This window comes from Marinobacter sp. LV10R520-4, assembly GCF_002563815.1.
Classification (GTDB): domain Bacteria; phylum Pseudomonadota; class Gammaproteobacteria; order Pseudomonadales; family Oleiphilaceae; genus Marinobacter.
Genome location: NZ_PDJM01000001.1, coordinates 1,127,972 through 1,143,595 on the forward strand (window position 1 = coordinate 1,127,972; position 15,624 = coordinate 1,143,595).

The 15,624-nt window shown below is 51.1% G+C and carries 16 protein-coding genes; 1 reads left to right on the forward strand and 15 read right to left on the reverse strand.

Features of this window, described 5'->3' with window-relative positions:
- Window positions 1-121 precede the first annotated feature (121 nt).
- From ATG98_RS22190 to ATG98_RS05350, 4 genes are all read right to left on the reverse strand, one after another.
- Entirely contained in the window at window positions 122-481 is a 360-nt protein-coding gene (locus tag ATG98_RS22190; protein WP_228706019.1) for a DUF4351 domain-containing protein, read from the reverse strand.
- Window positions 468-728 carry a hypothetical protein gene (locus ATG98_RS22195; RefSeq protein ID WP_228706020.1) on the reverse strand — a complete coding sequence of 87 codons (261 nt, stop codon included), beginning with the start codon at window positions 726-728 and terminating at the stop codon, window positions 468-470. Before ATG98_RS22195 ends, ATG98_RS22190 begins: the two co-directional genes overlap by 14 nt.
- Window positions 729-1,135: 407 nt before the next feature.
- A complete protein-coding gene (locus ATG98_RS05345; RefSeq protein ID WP_098419807.1) occupies window positions 1,136-1,435 on the reverse strand; it encodes a helix-turn-helix domain-containing protein in 300 nt (99 codons plus the stop codon).
- Window positions 1,436-1,440: 5 nt separating this feature from the next.
- Window positions 1,441-2,826 carry a HipA domain-containing protein gene (locus ATG98_RS05350; protein WP_228706021.1) on the reverse strand — a complete coding sequence of 462 codons (1,386 nt, stop codon included), beginning with the start codon at window positions 2,824-2,826 and terminating at the stop codon, window positions 1,441-1,443.
- Between the two features lie 85 nt (window positions 2,827-2,911).
- On the opposite strand from ATG98_RS05350, the gene ATG98_RS22205 reads away from it, so the two are divergent.
- Window positions 2,912-3,007: a hypothetical protein gene (locus tag ATG98_RS22205; RefSeq protein ID WP_228706248.1), complete on the forward strand. Its 96-nt coding sequence runs from the start codon at window positions 2,912-2,914 to the stop codon at window positions 3,005-3,007.
- A gap of 174 nt (window positions 3,008-3,181) precedes the next feature.
- Here ATG98_RS22205 and ATG98_RS05360 read toward each other — a convergent pair whose 3' ends face one another.
- From ATG98_RS05360 to pncB, 11 genes are all read right to left on the reverse strand, one after another.
- Complete coding sequence (locus tag ATG98_RS05360) at window positions 3,182-4,384, reverse strand: Fic family protein (protein ID WP_098422319.1); 1,203 nt, start codon at window positions 4,382-4,384, stop codon at window positions 3,182-3,184.
- 78 nt (window positions 4,385-4,462) lie between these two features.
- Window positions 4,463-5,122: a hypothetical protein gene (locus tag ATG98_RS22210; RefSeq protein ID WP_228706022.1), complete on the reverse strand. Its 660-nt coding sequence runs from the start codon at window positions 5,120-5,122 to the stop codon at window positions 4,463-4,465.
- Window positions 5,085-5,834 carry a type I restriction enzyme subunit R domain-containing protein gene (locus tag ATG98_RS22680; RefSeq protein WP_267283826.1) on the reverse strand — a complete coding sequence of 250 codons (750 nt, stop codon included), beginning with the start codon at window positions 5,832-5,834 and terminating at the stop codon, window positions 5,085-5,087. Before ATG98_RS22680 ends, ATG98_RS22210 begins: the two co-directional genes overlap by 38 nt.
- Complete coding sequence (locus tag ATG98_RS22685) at window positions 5,732-6,412, reverse strand: DEAD/DEAH box helicase family protein (protein ID WP_267283827.1); 681 nt, start codon at window positions 6,410-6,412, stop codon at window positions 5,732-5,734. Before ATG98_RS22685 ends, ATG98_RS22680 begins: the two co-directional genes overlap by 103 nt.
- A gap of 100 nt (window positions 6,413-6,512) precedes the next feature.
- Window positions 6,513-7,838, reverse strand: a complete 1,326-nt coding sequence (locus tag ATG98_RS05370; protein ID WP_098422320.1) for an RNA-guided endonuclease InsQ/TnpB family protein — start codon at window positions 7,836-7,838, stop codon at window positions 6,513-6,515.
- A 137-nt stretch (window positions 7,839-7,975) separates the two neighbouring features.
- The gene (locus ATG98_RS05375) at window positions 7,976-8,686 is read right to left on the reverse strand and encodes a type I restriction endonuclease (protein ID WP_218925832.1); all 711 of its coding nucleotides are present in this window, start codon (window positions 8,684-8,686) and stop codon (window positions 7,976-7,978) included.
- A gap of 181 nt (window positions 8,687-8,867) precedes the next feature.
- Window positions 8,868-10,262, reverse strand: a complete 1,395-nt coding sequence (locus ATG98_RS05380) for a restriction endonuclease subunit S (protein ID WP_179888055.1) — start codon at window positions 10,260-10,262, stop codon at window positions 8,868-8,870.
- Window positions 10,252-11,106, reverse strand: a complete 855-nt coding sequence (locus tag ATG98_RS05385; protein WP_098422322.1) for a PDDEXK nuclease domain-containing protein — start codon at window positions 11,104-11,106, stop codon at window positions 10,252-10,254. The genes ATG98_RS05380 and ATG98_RS05385 overlap by 11 nt, the downstream gene beginning before the upstream one ends.
- Window positions 11,103-13,517, reverse strand: a complete 2,415-nt coding sequence (locus tag ATG98_RS05390; protein ID WP_098422323.1) for a type I restriction-modification system subunit M — start codon at window positions 13,515-13,517, stop codon at window positions 11,103-11,105. Before ATG98_RS05390 ends, ATG98_RS05385 begins: the two co-directional genes overlap by 4 nt.
- Window positions 13,518-13,703: 186 nt before the next feature.
- On the reverse strand, window positions 13,704-14,342 hold the full coding sequence (locus tag ATG98_RS05395; RefSeq protein ID WP_098422324.1) for an isochorismatase family protein: 639 nt from the start codon (window positions 14,340-14,342) through the stop codon (window positions 13,704-13,706).
- A 33-nt stretch (window positions 14,343-14,375) separates the two neighbouring features.
- The gene (gene pncB, locus ATG98_RS05400; RefSeq protein WP_098422325.1) at window positions 14,376-15,608 is read right to left on the reverse strand and encodes a nicotinate phosphoribosyltransferase; all 1,233 of its coding nucleotides are present in this window, start codon (window positions 15,606-15,608) and stop codon (window positions 14,376-14,378) included.
- Between the last annotated feature and the right edge of the window lie 16 nt (window positions 15,609-15,624).

A 15,624-nucleotide genomic window follows, 5' to 3' on the forward strand; every position in this document is an offset into this window, starting at 1 on the left:
CTTACTACTGCCACTCGGCTCCCGCTGCCATTCCATAGAGATTTCATCCAGAAAGTCATAAACCGAAGAGCTCTACGGAATGTCCTGATTCGATGATTGAAAATCCAGGTAGGCCGTTTCGTTAATGCCGATTTAGCAATGACTCCAACGTATCCGAGGTCAATATAGCTTCCAGCCAGACCTCCAGTTCTGGAACACCGGCAGATTGAATTTGCGCTTCGGCCCAGTGGGGAAGCTCACCGAATTTCAGGCTGATCAGCTTTTTCAAAGCGGCGGCTTCACCTTGCTGCATGCCTTGTTCTACGCCTTGTTGCATGCCTTGTTCTACACCTTGCTGCATGCCCTTTTGCATGCCTTCCGCTCGTAACCGCTCACTCAAGGTGGCCATGGTGTTGCTCTCCTGCGGGTATTGCGCTTTATATTGTTCCGTTTCATTATCATCCAGGGCTGAGTAGATGTCGATGAAGTCAATATACTTCAATTGCTTCTCGGGGTCTGGCTCCAGCGTGCTCACCGCCCGGCCATTCCACCATCAGCGGTACATCCAGCTCGCGAAAGCGCTCACCAAGCCGCTCTTTTAACTGCTCTTGGCGCAATGGAACAACCCGTGCTCTCGGGCCAATGTGCCTGGCCTCTTCGGGGCTGAAAAGCTCAATGGCTTGCCGTGGATAATCAATGATAAGGTTTTTGAAATTCTGGTCGTGGCTAACTCGCTTGGGTCCATCCATACCTTTCGTCCATTTACTGTATTTAAACAGTAATTTAGTGAACCAACTGAGTGGGGTCAAGCCGAAAGAGAGAGCATTTAGTCCCTGCCAGGCACCCGATCACCCGCGCCCTTGCCGGACACCGTCACAAGGATGTACCTGAGGTCGCAGTAGGAATGCCGGTCACCCGACACCCCCTGCACAGATCCGTACGTGCGCTACTAACGCATACGGCTCCTATCTTGAGTGGCATGGAGCGCAGCGCAACGGCGGTATCCACGGACAGGATGTAGCCAGCGAAGGCAAGCAAAACACCGCTCTCGAGCCAAGATCGGAAAACAGCGCCTTGCGACGGGCGGTTGCTTTTTTCAGCGTGGCCACAATGCGAACATGCTTGGCTGGAATACGCACCGATTTTCCAAATTCCGTTAATGATCACTTGGAATTGCTGAAATTTGGCGCAGTGTCAGGCGCATCCCAAAGCGTTTGAGAATCTGGTTAAGCGTTTTGACTGTCGCGCTTTCCGCATCCCGTTCCACGGCCGACATCGTATTGGCTGATAGTCCTGCAATCTTGCCAAAGCGTCCTTGGCTCAGGCCTGTCCATTCACGGCGCATACGCCGGATCGCGCCACCCAGTTCGAGGTCACCGCGGTCAAGCGCGGCAAAGATTTCTTCGCGTGCTCGGATTCGCTCTTCACTGCTTACGGGTTGCATGAGTTTTGGCATAGCAGTTACCTCGGGGCCGGGCCACCTTCAATCAGGGTGTTCAGAGCCATCAGCACTTCGCCAGCCAGATTCAGCTTCAACCTGCCGGCGTTGAGCATTGCTTCCGGCGCCCCGTTGCGTCTCAAGGCTTCGGTCATATTGTCCAGCTTTACCAGGTGATCCCTCAGGAGATCCGTAGCCAACTCAAGGTCACCCGCGTATTTAACAACAATCCCCACATAGTTCGGTTCTCCATTTAATTGTAAGAGTTCCCTTGGCCATCGGGTCGTCATGGCAATGCCTTCAGGATCTAGAACCATCGGCGCAACATCATAAGCGGGTGCGAGTTCAATATCCTTTCCACGTTTAATCAACGCGGTATTGCGACCATGATTGTCCTTATTGCCAACAGCAAAGTTCAGAAGATCGCGAGCAAGATAGTCAGCAAGCAGGGCATCCTTGGCTTGGGGTTTGGTCGTCTTCTCAATCAGAGCTTCGAGGATGTCGTTATGAACCAAAGCCGCTCCGTCGCCAATCTTCCCCATCATGGAATAAATGGACTCCACGCCATTGCGCACAATCACCCCGTCAACCACCTCTCGGTCAAAACGGGGCATCCATAAAGCGTATTGACCGTTGCACTCATCAATACGGGTGTTTTTAATGGAGTCGAAATTTCTTTGCTCGAGTGTCTTGTAGATGGCCGCTTCGCCCTTGAGCACGTTCATATCCGCCTCGGTCTTGCGCCCGCGTGGGAACTTGACCAGCCAATGCTCCTTCACTTCAGCCTCAGCGACGGTGCCTTCCAGCGCAAAATCGCCGTCATGGGTTTCAACCATCAGCAGTTTCGGGGCATCACCACCGGCACCAGTAGCGCCACCGATTGCAATACCAAGGTTGTGAGCGTGTTCAATCAGATTATCGGCGCGCCTGCAAACCTGCTCTCGCGTGAACCGCACAGCCGGCGCTGCCGCCGCCAGTCGTTCAGCGAACGCCTCAGCCGCTTCTTTGATTCTCAGATTGCCAATCGGCGCAATGCATCCCTCAGACAGCAATCGCGTATCAATGGTCTGCTCCGGATCACGGCTGTAACCCATCATTTTCACCCACAGACGCCTGCTGGCTCCTTGCGGAATAATGTCGCGTAATATAGGAGCAATTTCGCCATTGAGGTAGTCCCCGCCAAAATGGCAGGGCAGGTTCACACCCACTGCAGTTTTATCGATCAGGTTCTCCGCATTGAAATCACCCAGATATTCCAGGGCATTTACGGTGTATCTGGTGTCATAGGAGAAAAAAGGGTCGCCAAGCAATCCATTTTCGGGTTTACGGAACCGAACGGTGCCAGCATCGTGCCACTCATTTTCCCAATGTACTTGTAAAGTTAGATTCATACAGATTCCATATTCCAAGTATTCTTGTAATATTAGCAGATTGGCATTTCATCTCTACAAGTAAAGCTGTAATTTTGTTTTCAAGCATTGTTGGCGGGAAGCCATCTTTCGAGAAACCTGCGAACAAATGGGAAAGGAGTTAATCGAGTGCAAAGGAGAAGGCGATCACGTTCACCTGATTGCCAGCGTTCACTCTTAACATTCGATCTCGAATTTTGTGGGCAAACTGAAAGGAAAAAGCGTCTACGTCCTGCGCCGTGATTATCACGAAGAAATCAGTCCGTGGCTTTGGGACAGCCACCTTTAGAGTCCGAGCTATTGCTTTAGACACTCGCGTCAGGTAACGCCAACCCATTCGATGGCGCACGTACCACTAAGCACCTGGTGCGAGCTGCGGAAAATAAAACGGTTCTGCGTGCTCTGGGATCTCCCACTTTAAAGGGGATCGGCTACTGGTTTCGCTGAGCAAGCCATCTTCTTTTAGTTGTGCAAGTAAGCGGCGAGCGCTGCGTTCAGGCATCCCTGTTAGTTCAATGGCATCAGCCCTTTCCAGAGAGCCCGCCAGGAACGCATTGTAGAGTAGCAGTGCTGTTATGGGCTTGTGCTTACCGATCATTCCAGGAATGCGACCATCATTTCGAGCCTCGATATAACTTCGCATTCTAGCGCGCAACCCATCAAGAGCCAGCAAGTCCGTCATGTAACTAACTTGATCCAGCGCGATTTCCAGAATGAATTTGCAGAACAATGCCAGGCGCTCTTGGCTCAGATAGCCCCGACCGTCCGTTTCACCCTGTCGTGGGTAATCCGCTTGCGCCAGGGCTGCTTTATAGTCCGAAGACTGACGTGCCAGCCCTCGGCTTAGGCACCAGATGCCGTAGCTTTCCAGGCCTACCGCTCGGAAAAGGGCATCCGTCCATAACCGAACTACCCGACCGTTCCCGTCCATAAACGGGTGAATCCATAAAAAACGGTGGTGAGCGCAAGCTAAGCCGATCAGCCGGCTGTGGCCTGAATAGCGGGCGGATCGATATTCATTACAAAACCCCTCCATCAAGCTCACCAGCCCTTGGGCATCGGGAGGAATATGTCTCCCGACTTTCACATTCTGTTGCCGCCAGTGTCCCGGCTCAACCATTGCGACAACCCCACTCTCATCGTGTACTTGTCGTAAAGTCTCTGGAAGCTCCTCATAGAACCGACGGTGAAGCGCGAGAATAAACTCCGTCGAACAAACCGTTTCCAGTGTCAGTTCCTGGCCTTCAATCCATTCCTGAACCTTGATATGCGCGACCGATTCCAGCTGATGATCCCGTTTGACCGGATCTTCGCTGTAGTACCCACGCTGAGCCTCCCGAATTTCATGGGGAAGCGTTCGATTTCCTTCGATGAGATTGGAGTAGTAGGAGTTAATGACGGACATGTGACGCCGGATTGTGTCGGCACTTTCGGTCGGCATCATGCCCGTCAGCCGTGCGGCCTGACGATCAAGCTGGGTCACCAAATCAAAAATCCCATGCCGTTGAAGCGCGGACTCTTGAGGAATAAAGGGAGTGATGTCGAGCTTTGATGTCATAACTTGGCCGGTTTAATGTCCGCTTTATTTAGAATTTAATACTCTCTATCTAATTATTATAGATCATTTTAATTATTTTTACTCAACCTGAAAAATAACCGTTATGGCCGGATAAATGGCCGGTTTATAGTGGTTTTTTGTCTCTGAAAATCGAGAGGTTGAATAGATGCGCCATATTCGTGAACCCAGCTCTTCAAAGTCCATCAGCGTTTCGCTGTCATCGGCACGGATATACATATCCAGCAAATGGCGCATCGCCGGTTCAAAGCGCTTCATGTTCACCAAATCGCCACTGCCCAGCTTCACCTCGTCGCGAACTTTTTCATAATAGGCAACCTGGTTGCGCGCAGACTCTGCATCCTGCGCGTTATAACCCGCATCCGACATTTCATTGGCTGCTCGCAGCAGCTTAGCCACGCTTTGGTAAAGGGTCAGGCGCAACGATTCTTTTTCGCCAATGTCATCTTGGTCAGCGCCCGACTCACCACAGAAATAATGGATGTAGTCTTGGGTATTGCACGGTGCTTTAACCGGTTCACACAGAGCGCGCACCATTTCCAGTGCGCTGTCTAAATCCTGCGTTGCCTGCTCTAACCGGTTTTTTAGCAGGCCGGCGACGTCTTCCGCGTCATAGCCATCAAACGCACCCTGGGTGTAGTCCGTAATCGCCTTGTCGAGTGAGCGAAACAGGTCTTTATAGTCAACGATGTAGCCGTATTCTTTGTCGTCGCCGTCCAAACGGTTGACTGACCCGACAAATCGCCTGAAACAGATTGTGATCGAGCATTTGTTTGTCGATGTAAAGATAGGTCGCCGAAGGCGCGTCAAACCCGGTTAGCAGTTTATCCACCACAATAAGCAGGCGCATTTGGCCCGGCTCGTCCACAAACCGCTTCTTAACCTCTAGCTCAAATTCGGCAACCCGCGCAGCCGCTTTGTCTTCGGGCTGCTCAAAATAATCCGCCAGCATTTTGCGGTAAATATCGTACTTGAACAGCTTTTCAGTCAGGCCTTCGCCGGTTTCTTCGCCTTTGATACTGGCCGCTGTTGGCTGAAAACTGGTGACAATCGCCACCTTGCCGGCCAAATCCGACTGGCTGAACATTTCATAAGCTTTGCAGGCCTGATAAACACTAGAACACACCAGCATCGCATTGCCGTAACCGCTCATCAGGCGCGGCTTGGTGTCCATATCCAGCAGAATATCGTTCACAATTTGCTGTAGGCGAGACTTGCTGGACAGCACCTTTTGCAGGGTGCCCCATTTTTGCTTCAGCTGAGTTTTGCCCAGGTTGGACAAGCCGCGGGTTTTGGCCTCAAACCAGTCATCCACCTTTTTTTGCGAGGTTACGTGTTGGTCAATATCGCGGGCTTCGTAGCGTAAATCCAGCACCACACCGTCGGCCACCGCTTCATCAAACTTGTAGGTGTGGATGTAAGAGCCAAACACTTCGATGGACTTTTCTTGTCTTTTTTCATCAGTGGCGTGCCGGTAAAACCGACGAACATCGCCTCTGGCAGAATCACTTTCATGGCGTCGTGCAATTTGCCCGACTGGGTGCGGTGGCATTCATCCACAAACACAAACAGATCGCCCTTCGCCTTAAAGTCTGTCGGCAAGGACTGCCGCAACTCGTGAATAAAGGCGTCCGTGGCGGCATTGTCAGCACGGTCGGACTGGCGACCAAACTTGTGCACTAAGGAACAGGCCAGCCAAGGCGTGGGTTGGTTCAGGGTAGCAATCAAATCAGCACCGCTTTTGGTACGGTAGATGTCTTCGTCTACACCGGTGAATACTTTTTCAATTTGCTCATCCAGCTCGCTGCGGTCGGTTATGATCAGTACACGGCCGCCTTTCACATGTTCCCGTATCCACTTCGCCAGCCACACCATCGTCAGACTTTTACCCGAGCCTTGGGCATGCCAGATAATACCGCCTTCACGTTTTGCCACGCGTTGCTTGGCCGCCTCCACGCCAAAAAACTGATTTTGGCGGCAGGTTTTCTTTACGCCCGCGTCAAATACCATAAAGTCATGAATAATCTGTAAAAAACGATGCTTGTTACAGGTGCGACGTGAACTACCAACACTAAATCGAAGATTTTGAATTGGCATCTGGGTAAACCTACTACGCGGCGATCTGATGCGCAGTATTTTCCCTTCTAATAACGATGGATTTGTGTGGTATCAAATCCATCATTATGGGGTTGGACACGCACCCCTTACAGGCTAGCCCTAAGGCCTCACCCGTTGCTTTTCTCAGGATATTAAGAGCACCGTTAATGTCGGCGTTTATGATCCCGTGTTTGCTTTGATACAGCCCTCGGCGGATTCGCTTTCCGCTGAATAGTGGTAAGACGTTTTTGGGTTTTTCACCGTAAACCGGCAGGAAGTCATTATCCAAAGCGGAGGCTTTGGAAGTGTACGACTCTTCCTGAATAACGGTGGTGATGCCCAGCCCGTGGCACTTATATTGGATTTGAGACATCAGGGTGGCATGCGGAATACCGACAAATTTCTGGTTGTTCACGCGGCCAATGTTGACCTCTTGCTTCCAGTGTTTGTTATAACCGATGACCAACGTCCCGATGTTGTTCTCCAGGCAATAAGCGATCACCTTGCTGGACGCTCTGTGCAACAGGTCTTTTATCCGGCGATTGCGTTTGTTGGTCACGGCGCGAATGTGGGCGTATTTGCCTTGGGAGCGAAGTTTGGCCACACGTTTGTTGTACCAGGCATTGATCGATTTCAGCGCTTTACCGTTGATCAGAACAGGGCGAACGCCCGGCTGATCGGTTGCGAGTGCGATAAGATTGTTGATGCCTAAATCGATCCCGGCCTTGCGGGATTGGTCGAGAAGACGGCAAAAGTTGCCCGCCTCCACAATTTTTGATTCGTTGTAGATGATTTCGATAATGAAGCAGTTGCCCCTGGGTACAATTCTGACTTCAAGCGCAACGGTGTCGCCGACAGACGCGTTCCATTTTTGTGAAAACCGAAACTGCGTTTTGATCGGTGGCAATACACCGTTGGCAAAATACAACGTGCCGTCGACAAACTTGAAGCCGTTTCGTCCAATGTGGACGGTGGCTGCTTTGTGGGCGTAACGTGGTTTTTGAGGTCGAGCTTTGAAGGCTGAAGGTGTTTTCTTGAAAGCCGATAAGGCGGCAAAAAACGCCTTCCATTCCTGGTCGACAATCTGCGTGCTCCGCTGGGCAATGGCCGACGGGAGCTTGGTGTACAGTTCCGAGTTGTTTCTCTTCAGCCATTTATCAGCGTCGCGATGCGACAGTCTCTGATCTTTGCCGTCCGGATGGTGCTGCATCAGATAAGAGGTGGCGTTCTTAATTCGGCGAACAATCTGAGTGCAAACGCTGGCTCCGCGAAACGCCTCATGCTGCTTTCGAATGAGGATTTGCTGGGTGCGAATGTGGGTTGATTTCTCGTTGTTCATGTTGATAATATTAGGACTTGAAATAATTGGTGTCAATCATTTATACAGTGAAATTTACCGACGAAAAGAAGCCACAATTCGTGTGCACATCGAAAACCAAGATCGATCCAAATAGTCGCTATCCATCCAACACTAAATCAAAGATTTTGAATTGGAATTCCGCTCATTTCGTTAAATGGAAATCCAGCTTGCTGGAATAGGCGTTGGTAACGTCCTCTTTCCATCCATTCCAGATAGTATTTTGAGGACGTTTCAATGGTGCCGTAGCGTAGCCCCTGGGTATCGTTGCCCGCCATCACCAGCTTCATGGTGGTAAAGAAGTTGCGGATAAAGTCTTTTTTCTGGTTATCCAGGTTCTGGTGAATGCCTTCTGACACAGCAACCGACGACCGCTTCAGTTCCAGCACGCCCAAAGCGATGCCATTCACATAGAGCACAATGTCTGGGCGTTTTTTATTTTCGCCCTTGATGGACACTTCTTCTGCGATGGCAAAGTCGTTCGCTTCAGGGTTTTGCCAGTCGATTAGCCACACGGTTTGATTCAGTTCGCCGGCGCCTTCTTTGTCTTTTACACCGTAACGCAACAGCTGGTACACCGCTTTATTGGCGTAGTAGAGCTTTTTGCCTTCACCCAGCGCAGCGGCGGCGTCTAACTGGCGGATAGCACGGGTGATCAGCGCGCTGCTTACACCCCGCTGCTGAAGCCACGAAGTAAGCGCGCCGGTTTCGATGTTTTTATTGCCCTCTCGATCCTGCAAGTTACCCAGGTAGCGATAGCCAAGGTCTTCCTGAAACAACCGCACCACTCGGCTTTGTGTGTCGCGCTCACGCTGGCCTACTGTTGTCATAGCTCAATCCCTTGCATCAGCACTTCCCAGTCAACCATCGGTCAACCAAATATTTGTTATATATGCCAATGACCTAGCTAGAAAATCCAGTCAAAAACCGCTGACATCCGCACTGCCAATCAACCACCCGTCAAGCAAATCAGGCCCAGAATGGAGTGTACCAATCGTCAAATACTACATTCTAATAACTCTGGCCCGCCACTTTCGCGGATAGCTGCAACAATCGGGTTCTGCCTGTGAGCAGCTCCTGCATCATGCCTTGTTTGATTTGGCGGGTTTTGCTGAGGCGCTGTTCGAGGGCCTGAATTTCTTCGTCCATATTGGAGAGGATGGTGGCGATGGCGGTTTGTTCTTTTACTGAGCTAGGAAATGCTATTGGAATAGCCTTTAGAACATCTTGATTAATATTTGTATTTGCACTGACAGTGCTACCTGAAATTATCCTTTTCCTAAACCCCTCATCATAAAAACAGTATTTTTTAAAATTTATTTCTAATTTACCACCACTACGAAATCGTATAAGAAAACCGGAATAAACTGTTTCAGTTAATTCGTTCAATACAACCGATGTAAGTCCCACGCCTGTAGGCTTGACAGATGAGCGTATAAATAAAATATCTCCTTTTTCAAGAGAATATTCTTTTTTTTCTAAGTCAGTAGAATTTATAAGACCTAAATTCTCTATACAGCTTATAGAAGGCTTACCAAATACATCCATTAAATTTACAAAAGGCGAGCCATACCCAAAATCATCTGCACTTTTATTAATTCCATTTTTAAACTTACCAACGTCACCTAAGGTTAAAACACTCCAATCCTCCGGCACCTCTCCCAACTCACTTTGCTTATAGCCTTTGACTGAGCCATCCTTGCGCAGAGCGAATTGAGGTAAGCGGGTACGGCCAGTGAGCAGTTGCTGCATGGTCGCGGTTTTGATCGCCTGTTTTTTGGCGATGAGTTTTTCTAACTCGCTGAGCAGTGCATCGACATCGGATAGGGCATTGGCGATGGCAGTTTGTTCTATTTTTGTAGATGGTAATGGATATTTTGTTTCACCGAACTCAGTTTTATTTACCAACGGAACAGCTTGCTCACCGGCTAAAACCTTCACTCTAGGAGCCAAATAAGTTAAAGCGTAGTAAGTAAAGTGTGAGTCATTATTAAGATTAGGAAAGACTGCATTTATTTGCTGGTTAGATGTTAAGTCAAAGCAAGCATATCCCGTCTTCCCGATAGTAGAACCTATACAGGTGAAGAGAGTGCTTCCGGCAGGAAACCTCCTAGATAATGCAAAGCCTTTTAATGAAAGCATTTTCTCTGTTTGATAAATATTCTTTTTTTCACCTAAATCAGCGGGGCTGGCAAAAAGATAGCTCTCGCCATAGTTACTTTTATCAGACGGGGGAGGAGTATTTCCTGTAGCAACTTGGTGGTTCTCTGAAATCGAAAGAACAAGCCAATCCTCCGGTATAACCCCAACCCCAGTCTGCTTATACCCAATCGGCACAGCCCTCTCCGCAGCCTCAATCAGATACGCATGACTCACCTCTGCCACACCCACATCCTTATTCATCATCATTTTTCCTGGCAGTGAGTTGGGCGATGACGTTAGCGCGCTCACGTTCAAGCTCGTGCTTTAGCTGCTCTTCGGTGGGTAAATACGGCAGGTACTTGGCGGAAAACAGTTGTTTCTGTTCTGACAGCACGGAGTATTTCACTACTACTTCGCTTTTCTCGCTGCACAGCACCAGGCCAACGGTGGGGTTGTCGTCTGCTCCTTTATGCTGCTCGTCGTAGAGGCGCACGTAGGTGTCCATTTGGCCGACATCCTGATGTTTTAGTTTGCCCAGTTTTAAATCCACCAGCAAAAAGCATTTGAGCTTGAAGTTGTAAAACACCAGGTCGATGTAGCTCACACCTTTAAAACACGCCTCATCAGCAAAACGAATGCGCTGTTGGCGTTCCACAAAAGCAAAGCCTTTACCCAGCTCCAGCAGAAACTGCTGGATATTGCTGATAATCGCCTGTTCCAGCTCGCTCTCTTGGTAGGTTTTATCCTGCAGGTTGAGAAAATCCAAAATGTACGGATCACGCAGGTAATCTTTCACCGATTCGGTACGCAGTGCGTCCCGAATTGGAAACCCTTGATAAAACGCGCGCATGTTGCGCAGGTTGCGAATATCGAAGCCTTTCCCCAAGCGCTGGGTAAGCTGTGCGGATAGCTGCTGTAATTGCTGCTTGCCGTATTCAGCACGGCTGGCGCCCTGCTGTTCGTGCTCAACAATCATTTGGCCGATGTGCCAGTAGCTGTGCACCATTACGCTATTCACCGCTTGGCGAACCTGGCCCCGCGCCTGTTCAATAATCTGGGCTATGGGTTCCACCAAACCCGTCAGGTTGGTATGGCTCGGCTGATTCATAACGCCAGGCCCATGGCTTTGAGGTGCCCGGCAACTTTATTGCTCAGCTGCTCAACCGATTGGGTGATGGCAGGCAGTGGCTCCGCGTAACGTTCGTCCAGTTGTTTCACCCGATTCGCCAGCTGTTGGGTAATGCGCTCTATTTCGGCCTCAATCCGCTCGCACAAGATAGCGAGCCATTTGTCGTCAACAATCAGCGCTTTGATGTCGGCTTCGTTCAGGCTGGGGTAATGTTTGAACACGGCCAAGTCCAATGCATCCTGTGCGTCTTTCACGGCTTTCTTGCCGCGCGTTTCGGCATCAAAGAGTTTTTGTACCTGTTTTAGCGCGGCTCTTTCTTCGGGGTCTGCTGCCAGTTTCAACCGCGCCGTCACGCTGACCTTGGTGACTTTATCTTTGTCGTTCAGCGCGTCCGCCAGGCCGCCGTCCTCAGCGCTGTTTTCTTCAATAAAGCTGTCCAGTTCTTGGGTGGCGTTATCCAGCTTGGCTTGCAGCACATCGAGCTGAGCCTGCTCAGCGGCAAAGTAACGCTGAACAATCAAGGCCGGCGGGATCAGCTCGGCTTTGTATTTGATTTTATTGATGGTCAGGTCCGAGGTTTCTTTTAGCTTTTCACCTTTCCGGGCCACCAGTTCGCGCAGCACCTTGCCCGCTGGCCAGCCGTCCTGCGCCAGCACATACACGTCGTCTTGCATCACCTCTGCCCAGTAATCCATCAGAATCTGGTAGATATCGTATTTGCTCAGCAGGGGCCTTCCGGCGTAGCGGTTTAGCAATGCTTCACTGATGTCGTGAATCAGCTGTTTGGGTTTGTCACCGATGGCGATGCTCTTCAGCGCAGCGCTCTCACTCCAGGCGGTGAACGGCTCCAGGCTTTGGCCGGCAAAGGCTTTGAATTCGTGATGATTTAAGATGGTGCTTTTTACGTTATTGGCAGCTACCAGACTTTTACTGTAGCCGGCCCGGTCACCGGTAAAGAGCGTGGCGCGAAGGCTGGCGAACACTTGCCAGTAGTTATCCATCGCGTCTATGTCGCGGTTGGGAATACCGCCTTGCAAGTGGGCGCTCAGGTCGTGCTGGTCTTCCGGCTCGCTGCTGTCGATGTAGCGGGGAATGTTCAGGTTGTAGTCGTTGCTGACTATCTCCGCCAGCGGCACTACGCGGCTGAAACCTGGCAATTCCAAGTACTTGGTAAACACATCCACGATTTTGTGAATGTCCTGGCTGCGCAGGCGGTTTTTGTTGCCCTCTTTCATAAAGCCTTTGCTGGCGTCTACCATAAACAAGCCTTTACGGGCCTGAGCATCGTCTTTGTCGATCACGATGATGCAGGCGGGAATACCGGTGCCGTAAAACAGGTTGGCGGGCAGGCCGATAATGCCTTTGATGTAGCCCTGTTTGATCAGGTTTTCACGGATGCGCGACTCGGCGTTGCCACGGAACAGCACGCCGTGGGGCAGAATCACTGCGCCTTTTCCGGTGCTTTTCAGGCTTTTTATAATGTGCAATAAAAAGGTGTAGTCGCCGTTCTTCTCCGGCGGTATACCCCAAACGAAACGGCCAAACTCGTCTTCGTGGGGATTCAGGCCACTGGTCCAGTTTTTGTTGGAAAACGGCGGGTTGGCCACGGCAAAATCAAAAGTTTTCAGTTTGCCGTTGGCATCTTTCCATTCCGGGCTGCTCAGGGTGTTGCCCTGCACGATTTTGGCGGTGGCGTTGTCGTGCAAAATCATATTCATGCGTGCCAGTGCGCTGGTGGCATTGTCCATTTCCTGGCCGTAAATACTCAGTCCACGGGGCGCTTCGTCATTGGCTTTTAGCAGCAGCGAGCCAGACCCGCAGGTAGGGTCGTACACGCTGGCGTCTTGCGCTGTGTCGCTGGTGATGCCAATCACCTTAGCCAGAATGCGCGACACTTCCGAGGGGGTATAAAACTGGCCTTTTGACTTGCCTGACTCGGTGGCGAAGTGGCGCATAAGGTACTCGTAGGCGTCGCCCAGCAGGTCATCACCATCGGCACGGTTGGAACTCATGTCCAAACCTTCAAAGGTGCCGATCAGTTTGGTGAGGCGATCCACCATTTCTTTGCCTTTGCCGATCTTTTCCTCGTCGTTGAAATCGGCGACGTCGATCACGCCTTTCAGGTCGTTTTCTTCGGCCAGAGCGCTGATGATTTTGTTGATCTTGTCGCCGATTTCTTTATCACCCTTCAGGGCAATCATGTCGTCAAAACTGGCGCCCTGTGGCACTACAATCATGCCATAGGGGTCACCTCTGTATTTGTCAGACACGTACTTCATAAACAGCAGAGTCAGCACGTAATCTTTGTACTGGCTGGCGTCCATACCGCCACGCAACTCGTCGCAACTGGCCCAAAGGGAGGAATAGAGTTCGTTTTTCTTAATGGCCATTGAAAATCCTTAAATGAAGAGCCCTTAGATCGAGAGCCCTTGAATAGGCTTATCTTTTCGGGCTACCGGATAAGCCTCACCGAGAAATAGCGATGGCAAAGGTAGCGTTTTCCGTAGCGGGTTGAGAGGTCTGTGTGCTGCACACACTTTGGTAGGATCAGAGGTTAAAGGCACTGCCGAAACCCCCTACCGTGGCAGCAGTCGCTCGACGTCGTCCGCATTGTTGGCGAACTCGGCACCGGCCTGCTTCATGTCGGTCATCGCCTGCTCAATGCTGTCCTCAGCGATACCCCGAACGGCTGCCAGATTAACGATGACCTGGAACCCGGCGCCTCTTAACTGTAGAACGGTTTTGGCGACGCAGTAATCAAACGCCAAACCACCAACAATGACAACGGTCACGCCCTTGCTTTCGAGGAATTCGATAACACCCGTGGTCACGGTATCACCCAGATCGTGATAGCAGGCACCATATGGGTGGCAGTCCGGGTCCAGACCTTTGTTCACCATAAAGTCGTAACCGGTGACGGGGTGCGGCAGGCCGTCCAGCAACTCGAAACCGAAGGTTCCCAGTTCCGCGTGCCGAGGCCACTTAATGTCGACATTTTCGCCCTCGACCTTACTGAACACGTCTTCGGGCGTGTCGGCGATCCACTTTGCATTTGAGGGGTGAGCATCCCGGGAACCAACCCGGAAAGCGGCCAGCTCGGCCTGAGCGTTCAACTCATCGACGATTTGGTCACCTTCCGGTACCGGCAGCTCATTCGGGCACAGAGGCGTGAACGTCTTCTGTGCGTCTACGTCAAAAGCGGCAATGCATGTCATGTCAGAACTCCTTGCTTATTGTGTGTCGGCTCCTTATGGAACGTTAAACCGGGCTTTCAGGTTGGCCAGGTACACAGGGTCATCACACATGCTCTTGCCGGGCTCATCGCTGATCTTCGCCACGGGCATGCCATTGCACTTAACCATCTTCATAACAATATTCAGAGGCTTGTAAGCGTCACCGTCGGGTGTCACGTAGTCGCCCAAGTCGTTGCTCAGAAACGTTCCAATGCCAAAGCTCGTCTGAATTCTACCCTGAAAATGTTCCGCGATATCCAAAGCTCGATCGAAATTCAGGCCGTCACTGAACACCAGCGTTTTCGTCATCGGGTCGATGCCCAAGGCCTCATAGTGGGCGATGAACTTTTCGCCCCAAATGATCGGGTCACCGCTGTCGTGGCGCACACCGGAGAACAGCACCGAGAACAAATAATCAAAGTCCGCCAGGAAGGCATCAGCGGTGATGCAATCGGTCAGGGCAACACCCAGGCGACCGCGGTAGACCTGATTCCACACTTCCAGAGCTTCTTTTTGTGACTGGGCGACATTTACAAACGCCTGATGTGCCTGCAGGTACTCGTGCGCCATAGTGCCGATGGCTGTGAGATTGTATTCCTGGGCCAAGTGGTAATTGCTGGTGCCGATGAAGTTATCGGGCAGTGTTTTGGCCAGATAGCCCACCACGCGGTTCTGCACGGTGTAGGAGAAGCGGCGGCGGGTACCGAAGTCGGCAAACTTGAATGATTCAATGCCGCGACGATCCAGCTCCAATTTCAGGTGTTCGACCTTTTCATAGAGCACATCCTGAAACTGGTCCTCACCGACATTGCCGTACCGGCGACGGTTGCGAACTTCACTAACGATAGCCAGTACCGGGATCTCGAACAGGATGGCATAGAGCCACGGGCCGTCGCACTCAATGACCAGCTCGCCCTGCTCCACCCGGATTGACAGGTAGCGCTTGGGATCGAAGCGGTACTGGCGCAGGAAGTCGATAAAGGCTGGTTTGAGGAACCGGATTTTGCTTAGGTACATCAATTCGTCTTCGGTAAAACCCAGCCCGTCGAGATCATGCAAGGCTTTGCGAATCTCGCCGGCATATTGCGCCAGGTTTTCATCGGTCCGGCACTGGAATTTGTACTTCACGATCACCGCTGCGTACTTTTCGAAAACGACCTGCTGCATGTGCAACTTGTAGGCGTCGGTATCCATCGCGCTGGTGATGGTTTGCTGGCGGAACAGTGATTTGTCGACGGTTGCGCTCATCGCTCTACTCTTTAGT

Excerpts from the sequence above, each read along its gene's own strand:
- ATG98_RS05345 (WP_098419807.1), bottom strand. The coding sequence starts at position 1,435 with ATGCCAAAACTCATGCAACCCGTAAGCAGTGAAGAGCGAATCCGAGCA.
- ATG98_RS22685 (WP_267283827.1), bottom strand. The coding sequence starts at position 6,412 with ATGGTATTTGACGCGGGCGTAAAGAAAACCTGCCGCCAAAATCAGTTT.
- ATG98_RS05370 (WP_098422320.1), bottom strand. The coding sequence starts at position 7,838 with ATGAACAACGAGAAATCAACCCACATTCGCACCCAGCAAATCCTCATT.
- ATG98_RS05390 (WP_098422323.1), bottom strand. The coding sequence starts at position 13,517 with ATGGCCATTAAGAAAAACGAACTCTATTCCTCCCTTTGGGCCAGTTGC.
- ATG98_RS05360 (WP_098422319.1), bottom strand. The coding sequence starts at position 4,384 with ATGACATCAAAGCTCGACATCACTCCCTTTATTCCTCAAGAGTCCGCG.
- ATG98_RS05385 (WP_098422322.1), bottom strand. The coding sequence starts at position 11,106 with ATGAATCAGCCGAGCCATACCAACCTGACGGGTTTGGTGGAACCCATA.
- pncB (WP_098422325.1), bottom strand. The coding sequence starts at position 15,608 with ATGAGCGCAACCGTCGACAAATCACTGTTCCGCCAGCAAACCATCACC.
- ATG98_RS05380 (WP_179888055.1), bottom strand. The coding sequence starts at position 10,262 with ATGATGAATAAGGATGTGGGTGTGGCAGAGGTGAGTCATGCGTATCTG.
- ATG98_RS05375 (WP_218925832.1), bottom strand. The coding sequence starts at position 8,686 with ATGACAACAGTAGGCCAGCGTGAGCGCGACACACAAAGCCGAGTGGTG.
- ATG98_RS22195 (WP_228706020.1), bottom strand. The coding sequence starts at position 728 with ATGGATGGACCCAAGCGAGTTAGCCACGACCAGAATTTCAAAAACCTT.
- ATG98_RS05395 (WP_098422324.1), bottom strand. The coding sequence starts at position 14,342 with ATGACATGCATTGCCGCTTTTGACGTAGACGCACAGAAGACGTTCACG.